This window comes from Streptacidiphilus fuscans (genome assembly GCF_015690355.1).
In the GTDB taxonomy this organism is placed as follows: domain Bacteria; phylum Actinomycetota; class Actinomycetes; order Streptomycetales; family Streptomycetaceae; genus Streptacidiphilus; species Streptacidiphilus fuscans.
On record NZ_JADPRT010000016.1, the window covers coordinates 111,630 to 131,339 of the forward strand.

At 71.9% G+C, this 19,710-nt stretch carries 23 protein-coding genes; 5 read left to right on the forward strand and 18 right to left on the reverse strand.

Translation table 11 applies throughout. The features are described 5' to 3' along the window. Positions 1–42: 42 nt before the first annotated feature. The 8 genes from I2501_RS30845 to clpS all read right to left on the reverse strand — a co-directional run bounded on the left by I2501_RS30845 (position 43) and on the right by clpS (position 4,351). Positions 43–789, reverse strand: a complete 747-nt coding sequence (locus I2501_RS30845) for an MBL fold metallo-hydrolase (protein ID WP_196197595.1) — start codon at positions 787–789, stop codon at positions 43–45. Positions 790–962: 173 nt separating this feature from the next. Further along, positions 963–1,154: a MarR family transcriptional regulator gene (locus I2501_RS30850; protein WP_196197596.1), complete on the reverse strand. Its 192-nt coding sequence runs from the start codon at positions 1,152–1,154 to the stop codon at positions 963–965. A gap of 163 nt (positions 1,155–1,317) precedes the next feature. After that, complete coding sequence (locus I2501_RS30855; RefSeq protein WP_196197597.1) at positions 1,318–2,286, reverse strand: PLP-dependent cysteine synthase family protein; 969 nt, start codon at positions 2,284–2,286, stop codon at positions 1,318–1,320. 1 nt (position 2,287) lies between these two features. Then, a complete protein-coding gene (locus tag I2501_RS30860) occupies positions 2,288–2,566 on the reverse strand; it encodes a MoaD/ThiS family protein (RefSeq protein ID WP_196197598.1) in 279 nt (92 codons plus the stop codon). A 118-nt stretch (positions 2,567–2,684) separates the two neighbouring features. Next, positions 2,685–2,792 carry a putative leader peptide gene (locus I2501_RS40795; RefSeq protein ID WP_328806765.1) on the reverse strand — a complete coding sequence of 36 codons (108 nt, stop codon included), beginning with the start codon at positions 2,790–2,792 and terminating at the stop codon, positions 2,685–2,687. Positions 2,793–2,914: 122 nt separating this feature from the next. Further along, positions 2,915–3,343, reverse strand: coding sequence for a Mov34/MPN/PAD-1 family protein (locus I2501_RS30865; RefSeq protein WP_196197599.1), 429 nt, complete (start codon positions 3,341–3,343; stop codon positions 2,915–2,917). Positions 3,344–3,392: 49 nt separating this feature from the next. Further along, positions 3,393–3,980, reverse strand: a complete 588-nt coding sequence (locus I2501_RS30870) for a DUF2017 domain-containing protein (RefSeq protein ID WP_196197600.1) — start codon at positions 3,978–3,980, stop codon at positions 3,393–3,395. A gap of 20 nt (positions 3,981–4,000) precedes the next feature. Then, positions 4,001–4,351, reverse strand: coding sequence for an ATP-dependent Clp protease adapter ClpS (clpS, locus tag I2501_RS30875; RefSeq protein ID WP_196197601.1), 351 nt, complete (start codon positions 4,349–4,351; stop codon positions 4,001–4,003). Between the two features lie 92 nt (positions 4,352–4,443). On the opposite strand from clpS, the gene I2501_RS30880 reads away from it, so the two are divergent. The 3 genes from I2501_RS30880 (at position 4,444) to I2501_RS30890 (ending at position 7,289) form a co-directional block, all read left to right on the forward strand. Then, on the forward strand, positions 4,444–5,802 hold the full coding sequence (locus tag I2501_RS30880; RefSeq protein ID WP_196197602.1) for a nicotinate phosphoribosyltransferase: 1,359 nt from the start codon (positions 4,444–4,446) through the stop codon (positions 5,800–5,802). Between the two features lie 165 nt (positions 5,803–5,967). Next, on the forward strand, positions 5,968–6,561 hold the full coding sequence (locus I2501_RS30885; protein ID WP_196197603.1) for an isochorismatase family protein: 594 nt from the start codon (positions 5,968–5,970) through the stop codon (positions 6,559–6,561). 407 nt (positions 6,562–6,968) lie between these two features. Continuing rightward, positions 6,969–7,289, forward strand: coding sequence for a hypothetical protein (locus I2501_RS30890; RefSeq protein ID WP_196197604.1), 321 nt, complete (start codon positions 6,969–6,971; stop codon positions 7,287–7,289). Positions 7,290–7,314: 25 nt separating this feature from the next. Here I2501_RS30890 and I2501_RS30895 read toward each other — a convergent pair whose 3' ends face one another. Together I2501_RS30895 and I2501_RS30900 are read right to left on the reverse strand one after the other, a co-directional pair. Then, a complete protein-coding gene (locus tag I2501_RS30895) occupies positions 7,315–7,995 on the reverse strand; it encodes an RDD family protein (RefSeq protein WP_196197605.1) in 681 nt (226 codons plus the stop codon). Between the two features lie 118 nt (positions 7,996–8,113). Then, positions 8,114–9,754 (reverse strand): RDD family protein, encoded by a 1,641-nt coding sequence (locus tag I2501_RS30900; protein WP_196197606.1) that lies wholly within the window; start codon positions 9,752–9,754, stop codon positions 8,114–8,116. A 282-nt stretch (positions 9,755–10,036) separates the two neighbouring features. Between I2501_RS30900 and I2501_RS30905 the strand changes: the two genes are divergently transcribed. Beyond that, positions 10,037–10,489 carry an SsgA family sporulation/cell division regulator gene (locus tag I2501_RS30905; RefSeq protein ID WP_196197680.1) on the forward strand — a complete coding sequence of 151 codons (453 nt, stop codon included), beginning with the start codon at positions 10,037–10,039 and terminating at the stop codon, positions 10,487–10,489. A gap of 90 nt (positions 10,490–10,579) precedes the next feature. On the opposite strand, the gene I2501_RS30910 is transcribed toward I2501_RS30905, so the two are convergent. The 4 genes from I2501_RS30910 to I2501_RS30925 all read right to left on the reverse strand — a co-directional run bounded on the left by I2501_RS30910 (position 10,580) and on the right by I2501_RS30925 (position 16,067). Further along, positions 10,580–11,983: a glycosyltransferase 87 family protein gene (locus I2501_RS30910; protein ID WP_196197607.1), complete on the reverse strand. Its 1,404-nt coding sequence runs from the start codon at positions 11,981–11,983 to the stop codon at positions 10,580–10,582. 166 nt (positions 11,984–12,149) lie between these two features. Then, positions 12,150–13,655, reverse strand: a complete 1,506-nt coding sequence (locus I2501_RS30915; RefSeq protein WP_196197608.1) for a glycoside hydrolase family 18 protein — start codon at positions 13,653–13,655, stop codon at positions 12,150–12,152. A 334-nt stretch (positions 13,656–13,989) separates the two neighbouring features. Then, a complete protein-coding gene (locus I2501_RS30920) occupies positions 13,990–15,372 on the reverse strand; it encodes a sensor histidine kinase (RefSeq protein WP_196197609.1) in 1,383 nt (460 codons plus the stop codon). Next, positions 15,369–16,067, reverse strand: a complete 699-nt coding sequence (locus tag I2501_RS30925) for a response regulator transcription factor (protein WP_196197610.1) — start codon at positions 16,065–16,067, stop codon at positions 15,369–15,371. The genes I2501_RS30920 and I2501_RS30925 overlap by 4 nt, the downstream gene beginning before the upstream one ends. 110 nt (positions 16,068–16,177) lie before the next feature. Here I2501_RS30925 and I2501_RS30930 point away from each other — a divergent pair, with 110 nt between their 5' ends. Next, positions 16,178–16,717, forward strand: a complete 540-nt coding sequence (locus tag I2501_RS30930; RefSeq protein WP_196197611.1) for a hypothetical protein — start codon at positions 16,178–16,180, stop codon at positions 16,715–16,717. 1 nt (position 16,718) lies between these two features. Here the strand turns inward: I2501_RS30930 and I2501_RS30935 are convergent, their stop codons facing one another. The 4 genes from I2501_RS30935 to I2501_RS30950 are packed head-to-tail and all read right to left on the reverse strand — an operon-like array spanning position 16,719 to position 19,491. Then, positions 16,719–17,960 carry an NAD(P)/FAD-dependent oxidoreductase gene (locus I2501_RS30935; protein ID WP_196197612.1) on the reverse strand — a complete coding sequence of 414 codons (1,242 nt, stop codon included), beginning with the start codon at positions 17,958–17,960 and terminating at the stop codon, positions 16,719–16,721. Further along, positions 17,953–18,138 (reverse strand): rubredoxin, encoded by a 186-nt coding sequence (locus tag I2501_RS30940; protein WP_456243085.1) that lies wholly within the window; start codon positions 18,136–18,138, stop codon positions 17,953–17,955. Before I2501_RS30940 ends, I2501_RS30935 begins: the two co-directional genes overlap by 8 nt. Continuing rightward, complete coding sequence (locus I2501_RS30945) at positions 18,131–18,307, reverse strand: rubredoxin (RefSeq protein WP_196197613.1); 177 nt, start codon at positions 18,305–18,307, stop codon at positions 18,131–18,133. The genes I2501_RS30940 and I2501_RS30945 overlap by 8 nt, the downstream gene beginning before the upstream one ends. Next, positions 18,304–19,491, reverse strand: a complete 1,188-nt coding sequence (locus tag I2501_RS30950) for an alkane 1-monooxygenase (RefSeq protein WP_196197614.1) — start codon at positions 19,489–19,491, stop codon at positions 18,304–18,306. The genes I2501_RS30945 and I2501_RS30950 overlap by 4 nt, the downstream gene beginning before the upstream one ends. Between the last annotated feature and the right edge of the window lie 219 nt (positions 19,492–19,710).

Sequence of the window (19,710 nt, forward strand, 5' to 3'; positions counted from 1 at the left end):
CTGAAGGCCCTCACGGCCTGAGGCGCCGTCAGCAGTGCCCCGTCAGAACGTGTACACCGCGCCCGGTCGAGCCAGCTCGACCGGGCCGCTGTACTCCACGGCCGCGTCCGAGGCGTTGCGCTGCGGGTCCGTCCACACCGGGATGTGGGTCAGCACCAGGCGGCCGGCGCCCGCACGCCTGGCCAGCTCCCCGGCCTGACGGCCGTTCAGGTGGACGTCGGCGAACTCCTCCTTGCCGTACGTGTACGCGGCCTCGGAGAGGAGCAGGTCGACGCCCTGGGAGAGGGTGACCAGCTGCTCGCAGGGCCCGGTGTCGCCGGTGTAGACGAAAGACCGGCCCGCGTGCGTGATCCGGAAGGCGTAGGCCTCGACCGGGTGCGCGACCCGGGCGGCGCTGATGGTCAGCGGCCCGAGCTCGAAGCTGCCGTCGCTGAGCGTGCGGAAGTCGAAGACCTCCTTCATGCCCGGCTGCTCGTCCATGTCGTAGGCGCGGGCCAGCCGCTCGGCCGTGCCGGTGGGCCCGTAGACCGGGACCGGGTCCGGGCAGCCCTCGAAGCGGTAGTTGCGGGCCACGTAGTACGCGCACATGTCCACGCAGTGGTCCGCGTGGAGGTGGCTGAGCAGCACCGCGTCAACGTCGTAGAGGCCGATGTACTTCTGCAGCGCGCCGAGCGCCCCGTTGCCCAGGTCGACGACCAGGGTGAAGCCGTCCGCCTGGACCAGGTAGCAGGAGCAGGGGGAATCCGCTGAGGGAAAGCTCCCGGCGCTCCCCACCACAGTCAGTTCCATGCCGTGCCCTCCGCGTGCTCACACCCGCCGCTCCATTGCGGCGGGGTCGTGGAGGTTCGAGAGTAGAGCGGCGGAACGTCACGGTCGCTGTCACCCGGGCCGGTTGTGTTCGGAATCACCAGGACGAGGCAGCGCGGCGCCCCGAAGCGGGTCCCCCGGGCTAAGCTCCGCCCTCAACGGCGGTTGTGTGGTCGCCGTCGTACCCATGAACGAATTGTGTCCGCGTACCAGCGCGGCTGACCGAACGAGGTCACCACGTCCGGTGCTGGGAGGATTCCCTGCCGACGGTACGACTTGACCGTCTCGGGCTGGACGCCGATGTGCGCGGCGATCTCCCGGTAGGACCACAGGTCAGCGGAGCTCATGGGTGCCTCCTCCGTCGGACGCGGAAAGCGCTGGATCTCCAGCGTTTTCCGGCCCAACGAGAAGAAGGTCACGGCATCCGCGCCTGTGGGCGTTCTGTAACGGTTTCAGGGCAGGAAACGGACAAAGAAACCGAGTCCGGCACAGTCCTACGAAGGGGGACTTCTACGCCCAGAGCTGGCCCTGGAGCGCCTCGACGGCGTCCTCGGTGGTCTCGGCGGTGTAGATGCCGGTGGACAGGTACTTCCAGCCGCCGTCCGCGACCACGAAGACCACGTCCGCCCGCTCCCCCGCCTGCGCGGCCTTGCGGGCGACGCCGATCGCCGCGTGCAGGATCGCGCCGGTGGAGACGCCCGCGAAGATGCCCTCCAGCTGCAGCAGCTCCCGGGTGCGCCGCACCGCGTCCGCCGAGCCGACGGAGAAGCGGGTGGTGAGCACCTCGGCGTCGTAGAGCTCGGGCACGAAGCCCTCGTCGAGGTTGCGCAGGCCGTAGACCAGGTCGTCGTAGCGCGGCTCAGCGGCGACGATCTGGACGCCCGGCACCTTCTCGCGCAGGTACCGGCCGACGCCCATCAGGGTGCCGGTGGTGCCGAGGCCCGCGACGAAGTGGGTGACGGTGGGCAGGTCGGCCAGGATCTCCGGGCCGGTGCCGGCGTAGTGGGCGCCCGCGTTGTCCGGGTTGCCGTACTGGTAGAGCATCACCCAGTCGGGGTGCTCGGCGGAGAGCTCCTTGGCGACGCGGACGGCGGTGTTGGAGCCGCCGGCGGCCGGGGAGGAGATGACCTCCGCGCCCCACATCCGCAGCAGCTCGCGCCGCTCCTCGCTGGTGTTCTCGGGCATCACGCAGACCATGCGGTAGCCCTTGAGCTTGGCGGCCATCGCCAGCGAGATGCCGGTGTTGCCGCTGGTGGGCTCCAGGATGGTGCAGCCGGGCGTGAGCCGGCCGGCCGCCTCGGCCCGCTCGATCATGTGGAGCGCGGGGCGGTCCTTGATCGAGCCGGTCGGGTTGCGGTCCTCCAGCTTGGCCCAGAGGCGTACGACACCCGCCTCGTTGCCCGGCACGGTCGCGCTGATGCGCGGCAGACCGACGAGGGGGGTGTTGCCGACGGCTTCGAGGGGGGTGTCGTACTTCATCTCAGCGCGCGCCGCCCGCGACGGCGGGCAGGATCGTCACGTTGTCGCCCGCGGCGACGGCGGTGTTGATGCCGTCCAGGAAGCGGACGTCCTCGTCGTTCAGGTAGACGTTGACGAAGCGCCGCAGCTCACCGGCGTCGACGAGGCGCTCGCGCAGGCCGGGGTGGCGGCCGTCGAGGTCGCTGAAGAGGGCGTCGAGGGTTTCGCCGCTGCCCTCGACGGCCTTGGCGCCGTCGGTGTAGGTGCGGAGGATGGTCGGGATGCGGACCTCGATGGCCATGGCTGCACTCCAGGGTGGTCGTCTCGGTGGGAGAGGCGGAAGGCTCGGCACGCGCGGCGACCGCGCCAAGGCGCGGACACGGGCGTTTCGTTCGATCGTTCGGGATCGTTCGGCAGGCTCAGGCGGCGGCGCGACAGATGGCGCTGGCAAGGCGGCACAGGTCGACATGCAGCCGCGCCACGAGGCGGGTGCCGGGCGCGCTAAGGCTCATGTCGACGGAACGCATGCGGTCATCGTATAGATTCCCGACCCCGGAACGGGATCCCCGTCCCATTCCACGGACGAATCCGTCTTGCATCCCGACACACGGAAGGGCCCGCCGGTCTCCGGCGGGCCCTTCGCGGGGGTTCAGGCGTAGCTCTCGACGACCTCGACGTCTTCCTCTGTGATCACACCGTCCACAATGCGGAACGAACGGAACTGGAAGGGCCCCTCCTCGGCGCCGCACTCGGCGGTGGAGACGAGCACGTAGTGCGCGTTGGGCTCGGACGCGTAGGACACGTCGGTCCGGGAGGGGTAGGCCTCGGTGGCGGTGTGCGAGTGGTAGATCACGACGGGCTCCTCGTCGCGGTCGTCCATCTCGCGGTAGAGCTTCAGCAGGTCACCCGAGTCGAACTCGTAGAACGTGGGCGACCGGGCGGCGTTCAGCATCGGGATGTATCGCTCGGGCCGGCCGGTGCCGACGGGTCCGGCGATGACGCCACAGGCCTCATCGGGATGATCGGCACGTGCGTGGGCCACGATCGCGTCGAGAAGCTCGCGGGTGATGGTCAACATGCGGCAAGGATAGGCAGGCGGGGAAGTCGCACCTTCCCCCGTCCAAAGCTCAGGACATCAGCACGTCCAGCAGGGACTCCTGCAGGCCCCCCAGCCACAGGTACGCCATGACCAGCGGCTTCCGGTCGTCCTCGTCCGGCAGGCGGTAGAGCGAGTCGTCGTCCTCGGAGACGTCCAGGCGGGAACCCAGCGTGAGGCGCAGGTCGTTCAGCGTGCCCAGGGCGTGCCCGCATGCCGCGGCGTCCAGCTTCACCACCGGCCGCCCGCGGCGATCCTTCTCCGCCGCGTCCAGCGCGCGCACCAGCGCGAGCGCGTCGTCGCGCTTCTTCGCGCGCAGGTCGTTCTCGGTGAACCTGCGGAACTCCGACGACGCCGACTCGGCGTCCGGGCCCTCCGCGTACGCGTCGGGGAAGAGCCGGGCCAGCGCCGGGTCCTCCGGCGGCTCGCTCGGGCCCTCGGCGAACAGCGCCGCCAGCGGGTCGTAGTCCGCCGCGGAGGAGTCGGACGCGTCCCCGCCCGGGCCGGGGCCGATCAGCTCCAGCATCTGCACGGTGAGGTTGCGCAGGATGGACGCCTCGATCGGGTCGAGGGTGAGCTGCGCGCCGCCGCCGTGGGCGCGCTTGAACAGACCAGTCATCTACTCGTGCCTATTGCCCGTCACTTGTCGTGCTGCAGCGTGGCCCACAGCCCGTAGCCGTGCATCGCCTGGACGTCCCGCTCCATCTCCTCGCGGGTACCGCTGGAGACGGTGGCACGCCCCTTGTGATGCACGTCGAGCATCAGTTGACGGGCCTTCTCCTTGGGGTAGCCGAAGTACGTCTGGAAGACGTAGACGACGTAGGACATCAAGTTAACAGGGTCGTTGTGGACGATCGTGACCCATGGGATGTCCGGATCCGGCACCGCGAAAGGGGCCTGCTCGGACTCGGTGCGCTCGATCTCAACCGGCGCGACGCTCACTACTTTGCACTCCCTCGGGCTCCTTGACTGCACTGTCCATGCTGCCATCCGGGCGATCCCAAAGCGATTCCGCCCCCGTCCGGGTGACCGCAACCCGACTAATCGTCAAAGTGACGAGTATGTGCGGTACGATGATGTCCATGGATGCTGCGCAGGAATCTCCTGTTCAGGCGCCGACGCCCACCGCCGCGTCGACCGCCCTGCTGACCGACCGCTACGAGCTCACCATGCTCCAGGCCGCGCTGCGCAGTGGCGCGGCGCACCGCCACTCGGTGTTCGAGGTGTTCACAAGGCGGCTGCCCGAGGGCCGCCGCTACGGCGTGGCCGCCGGGACCGGGCGGGTGCTGGACGCGGTCGAGAACTTCCGCTTCACCACCCCGCAGCTGGACTGGCTCGCCGACCAGGGCGTCGTCGACGACGACACGCTGCGCTGGCTGGCGGACTACCGCTTCACCGGCAGCATCCGCGGCTACGGCGAGGGCGAGTGCTACTTCCCCGGCTCGCCGCTGATGGTGGTCGAGGGCAGCTTCGCCGAGGCGGTGATCCTGGAGACGGCGATCCTGTCGATCCTCAACCACGACTCCGCCATCGCCGCCGCTGCCTCCCGGATGGCCGCCGCCGCGGGCGAGCGGCCGATGATCGAGATGGGCGCCCGGCGCACCCACGAGGCGGCCGCCGTCTCCGCCGCGCGCGCCGCGTACATCGCGGGGTTCAACGCCACCTCCGACCTCCAGGCGGGCTTCCAGTACGGCATCCCGACCACCGGCACGGCCGCGCACGCCTTCACACTGCTCCACGACACCGAGCGCGGCGCGTTCACCGCCCAGATCGACTCCATGGGCCGCGGCACCACGCTGCTGATCGACACCTACGACGTCGGCGAGGCCGTCCGCACCGCGATCGACGTGGCCGGACCGGAGCTCGGCGCGGTCCGGATCGACTCCGGCGACCTGCTGATGCTGGCCCACCGGGTCCGCCGCCAGCTGGACGAGCTGGGCGCGCACAAGACGAGGATCGTGGTCACCAGCGACCTCGACGAGTACGCCATCGCCGCCCTGGCCGCCGCCCCCGTCGACGCCTACGGCGTCGGCACCTCGCTGGTCACCGGCAGCGGCCAGCCGACCTGCTCCATGGTCTACAAGCTGGTCGCGCGCGGCGCCTCCGCCGACCCGGACGCCCCGTTGGTGCCGGTCGCCAAGCGCTCGGCGGGCGCGAAGGCCAGCCGTGGCGGCCGCAAGTGGGCGGCCCGACGCCTGGACGCTGAGGGCGTGGCCGAGGCCGAGGTCGTCGGCACCGGGCCGGTGCCGGACTCGCTGCGGGACAGCCTGCTCCACCGCGACCTGATCCGCGCCGGCGAGGTCGTCGGCCGCGAGCCGCTGGGCGACGCGCGCCGCCGCCACCTCCGGTCACGCGGCCAACTGCCGCTGTCGGCCACCCAGTTGTCCAAAGGCGACCCGGTCATCCCGACCGAGTACGTCGAAGGCCGAACCGAGCACTGAACGAGCGCTGAACCGAGCACTGAACCGAGGGACGAACGGGGGACGTTCGATGAGCAAGGAACGACGGCACCACAGGGTGGACAACTGGTCCAGTCCACCTCTCGCGCAACACCGCTTCCCTCCCTACGCTGCTTCCAACGGACCCCGCCTACCGCAGGATGTGCCATGCGCCGCGCACTGATCATCGTCGACGTGCAGAACGACTTCTGCGAGGGCGGCAGCCTGCCGGTCGCCGGTGGCGCGGAGGTGGCCGCGGCCATCACCGACCTGGTCGCCGAGAGCACCTCCGGCTACGACCACGTGGTCGCCACCCGCGACCACCACATCGATCCCGGGACCCACTTCTCCGCCGAGCCGGACTTCGTCCACAGCTGGCCGGTCCACTGCGTCGCCGGGACCGAGGGCGTGGGCTTCCACCCGAACTTCGCCCCCGCGGTCACCTCGGGCGGGGTCGAGGCCGTCTTCGACAAGGGCGCGCACGCCGCCGCCTACAGCGGCTTCGAGGGCCGCAACGAGCACTCCGTCGGGCTCGGTGACTGGCTGCGCCGGCACCACATCACCGAGGTGGACGTGGTCGGCATCGCCACCGACCACTGCGTGAAGGCGACCGCGCTGGACGCGGCCCGCGAGGGGTTCACGACGCGGGTGCTGCTGGACCTGACGGCGGGTGTGGCCAAGGCCACAACGGACGCGGCCCTCGACGAACTCCAGGCAGCGGGTGTGGAACTGACGGGCACTCCGGTGGTGGCCACCGACTGACCGCGCAGGTCGGGAGGGCGGTGAGGGCGGTCGCCCGAGCCGAGGGACGGGGTCGGCGCAGGGCCAGGGCCTGATTGAGAACTCCCGCCAGGCCCGGGCCGCCTGGCTCGGCCACCTGCTGCGTTGTCGAATCGCCCAAGTACAGCCCGGTACGAGGGCGATCCTCCGCCTTGCAGCTGACCGCGCCAGCCGCCCCGGGCTGATCTGACGCGAGTTCTCAATCAGGCCCTGGGCATGAGCCCGTGCGCCCCCCGTGCATCGGCCCGCGCGGTGACCTTGGGCTGATCGGCACATGCGCTGGGTATCTGCCGATCGACAGCACGTGTCCGCGCTCGAAACCACCCCCGGCGGGCCCGCATGTTCCGTGGCGCGGCCCGCAGTTCCCGATGCGAAGGACGGAACGTCCCATGCCACGTCCGGCTCTGTCCCAGCTCGCCGTCGGCACCCTCGCCGTCGTCGCCACCACCGTCGCGCTGCTGGCGCTCTCCGGGGCGCAGAGCGTCCTGGCGGTCACCCTGCTGGTCCTGCTCTGCCTCACCCTCGGCACGGTGACCGCCGCCCGCCGCGGTCGGCACGGCCCCGGCCGGCAGGCCACCCGGCGCAGCCGTCGTCCCACGCCCGCCGCGCGGAGCCGGCAGCAGGGCGCGCGGACGCAGGTGGTGGCTCGCGGAGACGCTCCGGCCACCCCGCCGCTGCGGGTTCCCGAGCCCGAGCGCGTCGCCCACTGAGCGGGTCCGGCGAACCGCGTACCCGTCAGACGGCGTCGACCACGACCGTCTTGGCGGCCTTGTCGTGCAGGCACTGCCGGTACGGGTGGTCCCAGGTGCACCAGGCGCCGTCCACGACCTGCCAGAGGCAGCAGAGCAGGGCCGGCAGGTCCCAGACCGCTGCCCGGGTCCAGCCCATGCTGCCGTACGGCGGTGACCCGTCGGCAAAGGCCGCGACGCGGATCCGCAGCGCCTTCTTGCCCAACGTCTGACCGCCTGCCCTGGTCAGCATCAGGCCCTCGTAGAGGAAGGCCGCGAACAAGGAGACCAGACTGGCCGTCAGGCTGAGGCCGCTGCGGTCGTGGTCGTTGGCCGCGGCGGCGATGATCGCCAGCGGGACGGCGATGATCGCCAGCACCAGCCAGTCGATGATGCGCGCGAGCAGCCGCTTGCTCAGGGCCGCCAGTGGCATCCCCGTCTGCGCCACGCCCGGTCCGGGCGGCGTGTAGTACGGCTGCCCGCCGGGTTGACCGCCGGGTTGGCCGCCGGGTTGGCCGCCGGGCGGGGTGGCGTACGGATTGCCGTAGGGATTGGCGTACGGGTCCGACTGCGGGGGCGGTGGAGGCGGCGGCGCGTCGTACGGCGAGCCGCCTGAACCGGGCCGGTCCTTGTCGAACGACGGCGGCTGCTCGGGCTCGCCGCGGTCCGGAGGCTCAGGTGTCGTCATACCAGGAGTGAATCACTCCAATTGGACAATTCCTTGTATCTTGGGGCGTTTCTCCTGTTCCCCGGATTGACGTGACATCAGCCCGACCGCGGTGCCGCCGAATCCCCTCGCACCCTGCTCACCGCTTCGCTACGAAGGTGCGCGTGAGCCGGTCGTGCCAGCTCCGTCGCAGCCTCTGGTCGGTGGCGCACGGGATCAACTCCAGCACCCCCAGCAGCACGAAGACCATCGTCTGGGCGAGCGCCGTCCGCAGCAGGCAGCGTCCGAGGCCGGGCCGCTGCCGGGTCTTGGAGTCGAGGACGCGCAGCCCGAAGACCGCCTTGCCCAAGGTCCGGCCCCATGCGGCGGTCGGGATCGCCTCGTAGACCACGCCCGTGGCCAGCAGCGCGGCCAGCAGGATCCCCGCGTTCGCCAGCACCGTCCCGTCGAGCAGCCACACCGTCTGCGGCGTGCCGCTCACCTGCGCGGCGTCGATCTTCGCCTGGAGATGCAGCACCACCCGCTGGACCAGCACCACGCCCAGCACGCCGACCAGCGCGTACTCCACGACGGCGTCCAACAGCCGGGCACCGAGCCGCGGCCCGAGCAGCGCGGGCCGCGCCTTCGCCTGCGCCGCGCGCACCCGCTTCGACGGCGCGCCGGCGGACTCGCTCGCGGCCCGGCGCGGACGCTCGGGGGCAGGGGCAGGGGCAGGCGCGGGAGCAGGGGCGGCGGGCGGCGTCACGCGTGGAACCTGCGGGACAGTCGGAGCGGTCGAGGCGGTCGGCGCAGGCCGGGTCGTGGGCGCGGGTCGCGGCTCCAGCGCGGGCTTCACGGCCGGGCCGCGCTCCGCGACCGGAAGGCCGCCCACTGCGAGCGCCTGACTGTCCGTCACTACCTCGTCCAGCTCGTGCACCCGCAGCGCCACATGCGGAGCGAGCGGGGCAGGCGGAACCGGCGGGGCGACGGGCTCGGGCGGGAGCGCCAGGCTGCCGAACGACGGGTGCCCGGTCCCCTCCCAGCCCGACGGCTGCCCCGCTCCCGGCAGCGCAGGCGGCAAAGCAGGCGGCAACGGAGCGGCCGGAAGCGGCGCGGACGGCTCGGCGTGGCCCTCGTGCGGGTCGGCCCAGGCCTCGGCCTCGTAGTACGACGCCGGCGGGAGATGGGCCCGCCGGGTCTGACTGAGCGCCAGCCGCAACGCGGAGGCGAGCTCGTCGTCCTCGTCGTCGCCGCCCTCGGCCCCGCCGTAGGCCGCACCCCCGGCGTCACCGTCGAGCGCGGCGGTGACGACCGAGCGCCCGCCCCCCGCAGGCGAAGGTGCGGGCACGGCCGGGGCGACGGGCAGCGCCTGCTCCTCGACCGGCGACGCCACAGCGGACGCAACCGACGGAGCCGCCTCGTCCGGCACGCCCCAGGACACCCAGCGCGGCACCTCCGGCTCCAGCAACCCGTGCTGGGCCTCCGGCGACGCGTTCCACACCGTCGCGGCAGCCCCGGCGGCGTACTCCGCAGCGGCCGGGACGGTCAGCGCGGCGGCGCCCGTCTCGTCCAGGAAGACCGGGCCCGTCTCCTCCGCGCGCGGCGGCGGAGGCGGGGCCACCCGCAGCGGACCCCGGGAGCCGGTGCGGGCCGGTGGCGGCAGCGGCACGCCGTCCGTGGGCGCGGGACGCGCGCTGCCGGGCGTCCAGCCGTCGCCGTCCCAGTAGCGAACGAAACCAGGGATCGAAGGGTCGGGGTAGTAGCCGGGCGCGGGGCGATCCCCGGGGGGCTGAACCGTCATAGATGCATACCCGCTTTGTCGACTCCGGTGGCGGCGGCTCGACGGTCGGCGGCCCGGCGTAGGTAGCCCGGGCGCGTCTGATCACGACGCGACGATCACGTCACGTCCTCACCGCGTCACCCAGAGTAGTACCGAGCTCGCGCGGCCCACGCGACTCGCGAGAAAAACTTCCCGAACCGCTGTAAGAACCGTCCCCGAGCGCTCTCTCCCCTTGTGAACGCCGCCGACACCGGCGACGTCACGCATCTCGGCACCAGCCGAGCGGACCCGAAGGAGCGCACCATGGCCGCCGACCACAGCAACGAGCACAGCAACGAGCGGACGCACGCGTGCGTGCAGCAGGAGGTGACGGTCCAACTGGTGCTCTCCCCCGAGCGCGGCGTGCCCGTCCCCGCGCTGCTGATGTACTGCGCGGACGACCCCTACGCCGTCCACATGACCTTCCACCTCGGCCAGGACTGCCCGGTGACCTGGGTATTCGCCCGCGAGCTGCTGGTCGAGGGCGTCTTCCGCGCCTGCGGCCAGGGCGACGTGCGGATCTGGCCGACCCGGGCCGACGGGCGCAACCTGATCTGCATGGCACTCAGCTCCCCGGCGGGTGACGCGCTGCTGGAGGCGCCCACCGCCCCGGTGGCGGCGTGGCTGGAGCGCACCCTGCGGCTGGTCCCGACCGGGACCGAGGAGGCAGCCCTCGACGTGGACGGCGCCCTGGCCGACCTGCTGGGAAGCGCGTGAACCCTCGACCCGCGCTGCGTGCGGCAGCCCGGCCAGGTCACTTAGGCCCAGGTCACCTGGCCCCTGCTCGGCAGACCCCGTTCCATCCGCCTAGCGCTCCACGGCCGACGACGACGTGGAGCGCTCCAGCCTGTCGCGACTGTCCGCGCCGCCACTGCCGACCCGCGAGTCCGACGACCCCCACAGCTCCCACACCGAGGCGAAACCGCCGCTGCGCCGCAGCGCGCGGCGGACGCGCTCTGCCATCAGCACCAGGAACGCCAGCCCGTACAGCGGGTAGAGCGACACCACCGGCCGCAGGTAGAACGGCAGGCTGAGCGTCGTCAGCTTTCCGTGCGGCACCAGCCACATCGCGTAGCAGCAGAAGACGAAGCCGGTGACCCACAGCAGCACCCGCCACTGCCGTCCGGCGAATCCGGGCGCCGCGACGCCGCGACGCTGCCTGGCGCGCTCCGCCGACACCTCCGCGCCGAGCAGGACCATCAGCGGCAGGCACCAGACCCAGTGGTGCGTCCAGCTGATCGGCGAGATCAGCAGCATGGTGACGGCGCAGGTGAGCACCGACCAGGCCCGGTTGCGCGGCAGCCGACGGCACCTGCGGTCCAGCAGCACGGACACCGCCAGTCCGCCCACGGCGACGGCGGCGACCAGCACCAGCGTCACGCTCCCGCTGTGCATGGTGAGTTCGAGCCGGTCGAGCAGGCCGCGCAGCGACTGGTTGTCGACAATCCATTCCTTGCCGACCCGGCTGGTGACGTAGAGGTCCTTGGTCCAGAAGGTCCAGGCCGCGTGCGGCAGCACGGCCGCCCCGAGCAGCACCGTGCCCGCGAAGGACGCGACCGCCGTCCCCGCCGCCCGGAAACGGCGCGTCAGCAGCAGGTAGACGATGAAGAGTCCGGGTGTCACCTTGAGCCCGGCCGCGAGCCCGATGGCGACGCCCTTGTAGCGGCGGCTGTCCGGCAGCGCCACGTCGAACAGGATCAGCCCCAGGATCAGCAGGTTGATCTGCCCGTAGCGCAGCGTCGTCCACACCGGCTCCAGCCAGACCCCGAACCCGGTGATCAGCAGCACCGCCGCCGGGCGCAGCGCCCGGCTCGGCCAGCCCGCGAAGCGGCAGCAGAGCACCGCGACCACCGCGAGCTGCCCGAGGTTGATCAGCGTGACGACGATCCGCAGCGCCGGGATCGAGAGCCAGGACACCGGCGTGAACAGCATCGCCGCGAACGGCGGATAGGTCGCGGGCAGCGTCGCCGGTCCGACCCGCAGCTGGTAGAGGTCGCGTCCGTGCACGACCGCCGCGCCCTCGGCCTGGTAGACCCGCGCGTCGATCATCGAGACGTGGGCCAGGTGCCGGATCACCACGTAGAGCAGCAGCGAGCCGAGCGCGGCGAGGGCCGCGTTCCGTGTGATGCGCGGAGGCGCCTCGCGCAGTGCCTCCCTGGCCGCCGACACGGCCTCGCGGACACCACCGGTTCCCCGTCTGACGCTCGTCACGCACTCACCCCTTGTCACCTACCTTGCGTGACAGTAGCCCATGAACCGGGCGTGAGTATGCGCGAGCATGGCAGAGGCGGCAAACCGGTCAGATCACCCGACCGGCTTGCCGCCCCTGCGTCAACCTGCCCTCGGCCGGTGCCCGACCGGCCCGAGGATCCGCAGGTCAGCCCGCGTACGCCCCGAACGCCTTGGTGAAGGCGAGCGGCGACTGCACGATGCTGCTGCAGGTCGGCGAGGCGTACGTCTGTGCACCACCCGAACACTCGGCATCACGAGCCGCGGACCACATCGACAGCCAGCCGAGGTGCTCGGTGGTGGCGAACTGGGCCAACTGAGTGGCGTCCGCGGTGGTGAAGACCTCGTCGCTGGTGTCGTTCACGCCGATCATCGGGGTGACCGCGACGTGCTGCCAGGCGGTGGCGTCGCTCCAGCCGAAGATCGACTTCAGCTGGGCCTCGGTCGCGGTGGCGGCGTCGATCGCGTACTGGCCCATCTTGCCGCTGGGGCTCGGGGCGGCGTAGTCGCCGTAGTCCATCGCCATCACGTTGACGGCCGAGACGTCGACCCCGGCGGTCTTGGCGTTGGTCAGCAGGTCCGTCCCGGACTGCACGAGACCGGAGGGCAGCACCGGCAGTGTGAAGGAGACGTCGAGCGTCTTGCCCTTGGCCTTCGCGTTCGCCTGGAGCTGGGCGATGGCCTGGTCGCGCAGCGAGATGCCGGCGGTGTCGCTCGCCGCCGCGCCCTCGACGTCGAAGTCGATCTTCGTCAGACCGTAGGCGTCGATCACCTTCTGGTACGCGGCGGTCAGCGCGCTGACGCTGCCGCAGGAGTCAGCCAGCTCGGTGCCGTTGGCCCCGCCGAAGGAGACCCGCACGTCACCGCCCATCGCGCGCAGCGCGGCTATCTGCCCCGGCACGCCGTCGTTGGTCAGCGCGGTGACGCCGCCCCACATCGGCGTGCAGCTGCCGCCGTCGACGATGAACGCGAGGTTGAAGTTCTTCACCCCGGTCGCCTTGGCCGTGGCGACCATGTCGTAGGCAGGGTAGAGCGACGTGTCGATGTACGGCGAGAAGCCGGCCCCGGAGGCCGATCCGGTGCTGGACGCCGACGGGGTCGGCGAGGCGCTGGACGGCGTGGGGGTGGGGGTGCGGCTCGCGCTCGCGCTGGCGCTGGCCGTCGGGGTGGGCGCGGGGGTGGGCTTGCCGGTCGTCGGCTGCCCGGACGGCGTCGGCGCGGACCCGGCGGAGCAGTCGGCGCCGTTGATGGTGCAGTTGGTGGGCGCTCCCGAGCCGTTGACGACGAATCCGACCACGGCGTGCTGGTTGGACGCGAGGGTGCTGTCCCAGCTGTCGGGCTTGACGGTGACGTGACCGCCGCTCGCGGTGTAGGTGGCGTTCCAGAGCGAGCTGATGCTCGCCCCCGCGGGGAGGTCGAAGGTCAGCGACCAGTTGCTGATGGTGCTGCCGGTCGGGTTGCTGACGTCGTACTGGGCGCTGTAACCGCTGCCCCAGTTGCTGGTCGTCGAGTAGACCGCGCCGACAGTGGCCGCGTTGGCCCCCGAGGCCAGCGCGACCGCACCTCCGGCCATCAACGCGACGCCTACGGCGGACGCCCCGAGCACCGCGCTGCGGCGCGGACGACGACGGGATCGGCGGGCGTGGTTCGTCATGCGGAGTACCTCCGGTGCGGTGGGATCAACCGATCGCGCGGCGGTGCCCCGTCACCGCCGCGCGATCCGACGTCCGCGACGCTAGCCCCTTGCCGGGGAGGGATCGGGGCCTCTGAGGCGGCGGTAGTACGGGCTTAGGGCGGGCTTAAGGAAGTGAGGCAATTCCACTTGTGCTGCCGCAGCTAGTTGCACCCCAGGGGCGCGGGGCTCTGCTGATGTGCGGCTCCGCCGCGTGGGCGCGACAAGCCACCCGAGGTGGTGAGTCCCTGATCGAGCAGGGCAATCCGCACAGGGTGGTTGCTCGCGCAGTTCCCCGCGCCCCTGGGGGTTGCAACTACCTGCCCGCGCGGATGCGCCTGCTCCGGCGCGGGGGTGGGACCGTGGCGCGCCGCAGGAGGCGAACCCGGACCTCCGCGCCGCCGAGCACGCTGCGGCCCAGCGCCACGTCACCGCCCGTGCTCTCCGCGACCCTGCGGACGATGTCGAGGCCGAGGCCGGTCGAGCCGTCGCGTTCCGGGCCGCCGCCGCGACGCATCGCCGCGGCGGGGTCGGGGATGCCGGGGCCCGCGTCGGAGACGAGGACGATGACGCCGTCCACGGTGCCGTGCACGTCGACCGCGAAGGCCGTGCCCTCCGGCGTGTGCCGGAAGACGTTGCCCAGCATCACGTCCAGCGCCGCGCCCAACTCCGAGGCGGCGACCGGGACCTGGACCGTTCCCTCCGCGCCTGCGAGCTGCCAGTCGCGCGCCTCGTCCTCGGCCAGCGCGGACCAGAACGCGACCCGCTCCCGGATCACCTCCGCCGCGTCGCAGGAGACACCGCCGCTGCCCACCGCCGGAGCGCTGCCACCGCTCTGGCCCCCGCGACCGCGCACCGCGCGGATGATCTGGTCGACCTCGCGCTCCAACTGCTCCACCGCCGCGCGGGTCTGGTCGGCCGGGTCGCCCTCGCCGAGGGACGCGGCGTTGAGCCGCAGCACCGTCAGCGGCGTGCGCAGCCGATGGGACAGGTCCGCCGCCAACTCCCGCTCGGCGGCCAGCAGGTGGACGACGCGGTCGGCCATCGCGTTGAACGCCTCGGCCGCCTCGCGCAGTTCGGGCGGGCTGTCGTCGGCCTGCGGGACGCGGACGGCGAGGTCGCCCGTCCCCAGCTCGCGCGCCGCCCCGGCCAGGCGTCGCGCGGAGCCGACGATCCGCATGCCGAGCCGGTCCGCGACCGCGACCGAGATCGCGACCAGCGCCACCGCGACGCCGCTGAGCACCAGCCACGCCGACGTCACGCCCCGGGTCAGCTCCGCGTCCGGGATGAAGACCTCGATCACCGCGACCTTGCCGTCGCTCACCGCGACCGGCTCCAGATACGCGTAGCCGCCGTCGACCCCTGTCGTGCCGCTGCGCCCGTCCGCCGCTGCCGCCTCGATCGCGCCCTCGCCGGCCCGTTCGCGGCCGACCAGCGTGAATCCCGTGCCCGCCGCTCGCGGCAGGTGGATCGCGATCAGTCCGGCCGAGCCGTCCTGCGTGCTGGCCAGGGCGCGTTGCAGCGCGTTCTGGTCGGTGGTGATGGCCAGCGCCGGTCCCACGGTCGCCGCCTGCCGCTCGGCCGCGGTGAAGGCGCGCTCGCGTGCGGTCTCACGGACCATCAGGCCGAGCGGGATCAGGAAGGCCAGCGCCACCATGGTGGTGACCGCGACGCAGACCTTGATCAGCGCCCATCTCATCGCTGATCCACCACGTCCGCCGGGACGTCCAGGCGGACCCCGACGCCGCGCACGGTGTGCAGGTAGCGCGGGCGCGACGCCGTCTCCCCCAGCTTGCGGCGCAGCCAGGACAGGTGGACGTCGATGGTCTGGTCGGTGCCGTACGGCTGGCGCCAGACCTCGGCGAGCAGCTCGCGCCGGGGGACGACCACACCGACCCGGCCCGCCAGGTAGGCGAGCAGGTCGAACTCCCGTCGGGTCAGGTCGAGCTCCCGGCCGTCGAGGACGGCCTCGCGTCGTTGCAGGTCGATGCGGAGGCCGCCCGCCTGGAGGATCTTCCCGCCGCCGCCCGAGGAGCCCGCGCGCCGCAGCACCGCGGCCATCCGCGCGGTCAGGTGCTCGGCGGAGAACGGCTTGACCAGGTAGTCGTCCGCGCCGTCGTTGAGCAGGCGGATGATCTCGGTCTCCTCGTCGCGCGCGGTGGAGATGATGACCGGGGTGTCGGTCAGGCCGCGGATCATCTTCAGTGCTTCGCCGCCGTCCAGGTCCGGCAGGCCGAGGTCGAGGATCACCAGGTCGCAGCCGACCTGCGCGACCTCACGCAGGGCCTCCAGCGCGGTACCGACACTGCGGACCGCGTGACCGGCGTCGGAGAGGTGACGAATCAGGGCAGACCGAACAAAGGGATCGTCCTCGACCACCAGCACTGTTGCCATGGCGGTGACGCTACGCCATGGGAGGTCCAGACCTGTACCTCCCGACCCGTCTCCGTAACTACCTCCGGACCCGCCTCTCGGAGCTTCCCTGGGCGCGGCATACTGACCCGGTGCGAAGAGAGCTGGTACAGGCGGGCGCGTGGGCAGTCGCCACCGGCGCGGCGGTGAGCGTCTCCTGGTTGGGCGTCCACAGCGTGCTGGCCGACGACGGTTACCAGCAGCCGTCCGCCCTGCCGCTCTCCGTCACCGGCGCCGGGTCCCGGACGCCCGCGCCGCTGCCCACCGCCCTCGGCACCGCGGGGCACTCCCCCACTCCGACGCCGAGCGCCAAGCGCTCCTCCTCGCCCTCCGCCGCACCGTCGGGCCGCCCGCACTCCTCGCCGTCGTCCTCGCCGGAGCCGACCACCACGGCTTCGGGGGAAGTGAAGAGCTTCACCCCCAACGGCGGCCGGATCGTGGTCGCCATGGGTGCGACCTCCGCCAGCCTCGTCTCCGCGACGCCCGACAGCGGCTGGTCCATGCACGTCTACACCGGCGACCAGTGGCTCCGGGTGGACTTCGTCGGCAGCACCGTCGACTCGATCTTCTACGTCACCTGGAACGGCACCGCGCCGATGGTGCAGACGTGGCAGGCCCCCGCTCCGAGCTGAGCTACGTCCGTTCCGGCCGCGTCGCCTCGCCCACCTCCTCCCTCAGCGCGCGGAACTCCGCCGGGCGTCCCGCGCAGACCGCGCCGACCAACTCGCCCGCGCGCGTCAGCCGCGCCGTGAAGTCGAACGCGTGGAGGTCGCCGTCGATCGCGACCCCGTCCGGGCCTTCGTCCGCGACGGCCGGATAGCCGCAGACCTGGACGGTGGTGCCGTAGTGCTGCGTCCACGCCCACGGCAGCGCCGTGAACGCGGTCGGCCTGCCGAGCATGTTGCGGGCCGCCGCCGCGCCGTGGTCCTGCGCGTCGGTCCAGTGCTCGACCCGGATGCCGCACCCGAGGAAGGCGTCGGGACGCCGGGTGACCTCGCCTGCCGCCCACACGCCGGGCGCGGAGGTGGCGCAGTACGCGTCGACGACGATCCCGTCGTCGACGGCCAGCCCGGCGGACGCCGCCAACTCCGTCGCGGGCTCGGCCCCGACAGCGAGCAGCACGGCGTCCGCGACGTGCTCGCCGCCGTCACCGCATCCGGCGACAAGGCGCTCAGTGCCGCCAACTCGCCGACGTTCGAGGCTCGTCACGCCCACACCCGTCCGCACCGTGACGCCGTTCGCCTCGTGCAGGGCGACCACCGCCTCCGCGACCGGTGTCGGCAGCGTGCGGCCGAGTGCGCTGGGCGCGGCCTCCAGGACCGTGACCTCGACGCCGAGCGCGCGGGCCGCGGCCGCGGCTTCCAATCCGATCAACCCGGCTCCGATCACCAGCAGCCGGCCGCCGTCCTGCAGCGCACCGCGCAGTCGCCGGGCGTCGTCCAGCGTGCGGAGCGCGTGGACGCCGGGCAGTCCGGCCGAGGCGAAGGCGGGTCGGCGGGGCCGGCTGCCGGTGGCGAGGAGCAGCCGGTCGTACGGCAGGCAGGTGCCGTCGTCGAGGGTGAGCTTGCGTCCCTCCGTGTCCAGGTCGACGGCACTGCGACCGATCGCCAGGTCGACGCCCTGTCCCTCCCAACTGCCCACCGGACGCAGCAACGTGCGTGCGGTGGGCTGGCTGCCCAGCAGCACCTCCTTGGAGAGCGGCGGTCGCCGGTAGGGGTGTTCGGACTCGGCGCCGACCAGTGTGATCGGTCCGGTGTGCCCTTCCGCCCGCAGCGTCAGCGCGGCGGTCGCCCCGGCAACTCCCGCGCCCACGACGACGATCGGGCCGTTTGGCAGCTCGGGCTCGGTTACCGGCTGCGCCCCGGGCTCAGTCACGGGACAGCTCGGTCATCTCGAAGTCGGCCTTGGCCGCGCCGCAGTCCGGGCAGGACCAGTCGTCGGGGATGTCCTCCCAGCGCGTGCCGGGCTCGATGCCCTCGTCCGGCCAACCCTGCGCCTCGTCGTAGACGAACCCGCAGACCAGACACTGCCACACCCGCATCGGCTCACTCACTTTCCTGCTCCTCGCCCTCGAAGTCGCTCTTCTCCCGCACCCCGCAGTCGGGACAGGGCCAGTCCTCGGGTATCGCACTCCACGGCGTCCCGGCCGGGAATCCCTCACGTGGCGCCCCGGTGCGTTCGTCGTAGACGTAGTCGCAGACCGGGCAGCAGTAGCTGCTCATGCGACGCCCTCCGCGCCCGCTCCGTACCGGGCGAGCAGCCGGGCGCGCTTGGACGGCTGGATGTTGGCCCGGGTCACGTCGCCCTGGTACGCCGCCAGCACCCGACGGTCCATCACCCGGAACCAGACGGGCGGGAAGTAGGCCATCACGATCATCCCCGCGTAGCCGGTGGGGAGTTCGGGCGCCTCCTCGAAGTGCCGCAGCGCCTGGTAGCGGCGGGTGGGGTTGGCGTGGTGGTCGCTGTGCCGCTGCAGGTGGTAGAGGAAGACGTTGGAGGCGACGTTGTCGCTGTTCCAGCTGTGCCTGGGCGCGCACCGCTCGAGCCGGCCGCTGTCGAGGCGCTGCCGCAGCAGGCCGTAGTGCTCGGTGTAGTTGATGACCTCCAGCAGGCAGAAGCCGAAGATCGCCTGCCCGACGAGGTACGGCAGCACGCCGGGCCCGAACGCGACCGCCAGCGCGGCGAAGAGCACCACCGACATGGCCCAGGCGTTGAGCACGTCGTTGCGGAACGTCCACGGACTGCGGTCGAGTCGGCGCAACCGTGCTGCCTCCAGCCGCCACGCGTTGCGCGCGCTGCCGAACACGGTGCGCGGCAGGAAGCGCCAGAAGCTCTCGCCCAGCCGCGCGCTGGCGGGGTCCTCGGGGGTGGCGACGCGGACGTGGTGGCCGCGGTTGTGCTCGATGAAGAAGTGGCCGTAGCAGGTCTGCGCCAGCGTGATCTTGGAGAGCCAGCGCTCCACCGACTCCTTCTTGTGGCCGAGTTCGTGCGCGGTGTTGATGCCGATGCCGGAGACGCCGCCGAGGGTGATGGTCATCCCGATCCGCGCGACCAGGTCGAGGCGGCCGGAGGCGATCAGGGCGCAGCCGAACACCAACCCCCCGTACTGGAGTGGAATGTAGAGGAAGGTGCACCAGCGGTAGTACCGGTCCTGCTCGAGCCAGGCGAGCGCGCTGTCCGGTGGGTTGACCGAGTCCTTGCCTATGACGTGGTCGATGAACGGGAAGAGTCCGTAGAGCACGATCGCGCCGGACCACCAGAAGACTCTCCAGCCCGTCGCCCCCACCAGGGCCCAGGCGAGGAACGGGAAAGCCGGGATGACCAGGCCCATCAACCAGTAGTAGCGCTTGGGATCCGTCCAGGTCGCCTCCAGCGGTTGTCCCGCGGTGGCGTCGGCGAGGGTCATGGTTCCGCCCCTTCAGGTCTCGGTGACAGCAGCCTCGTGTGCAGCAGCCTCGTGTGGCATGGGTGGACATCAGGCGATGTGACTGTCCAGTAGTTAGACACTTAGCCAGGAGAGTGTCAATGGATCGGACACGAGATCCCTCGAGGGAAAAGCCCCTAGAGTGGGCGCACCATGGCGACACGATTCCGACACAAAGTCCGGTCCCTGCTCAGGGAGCAG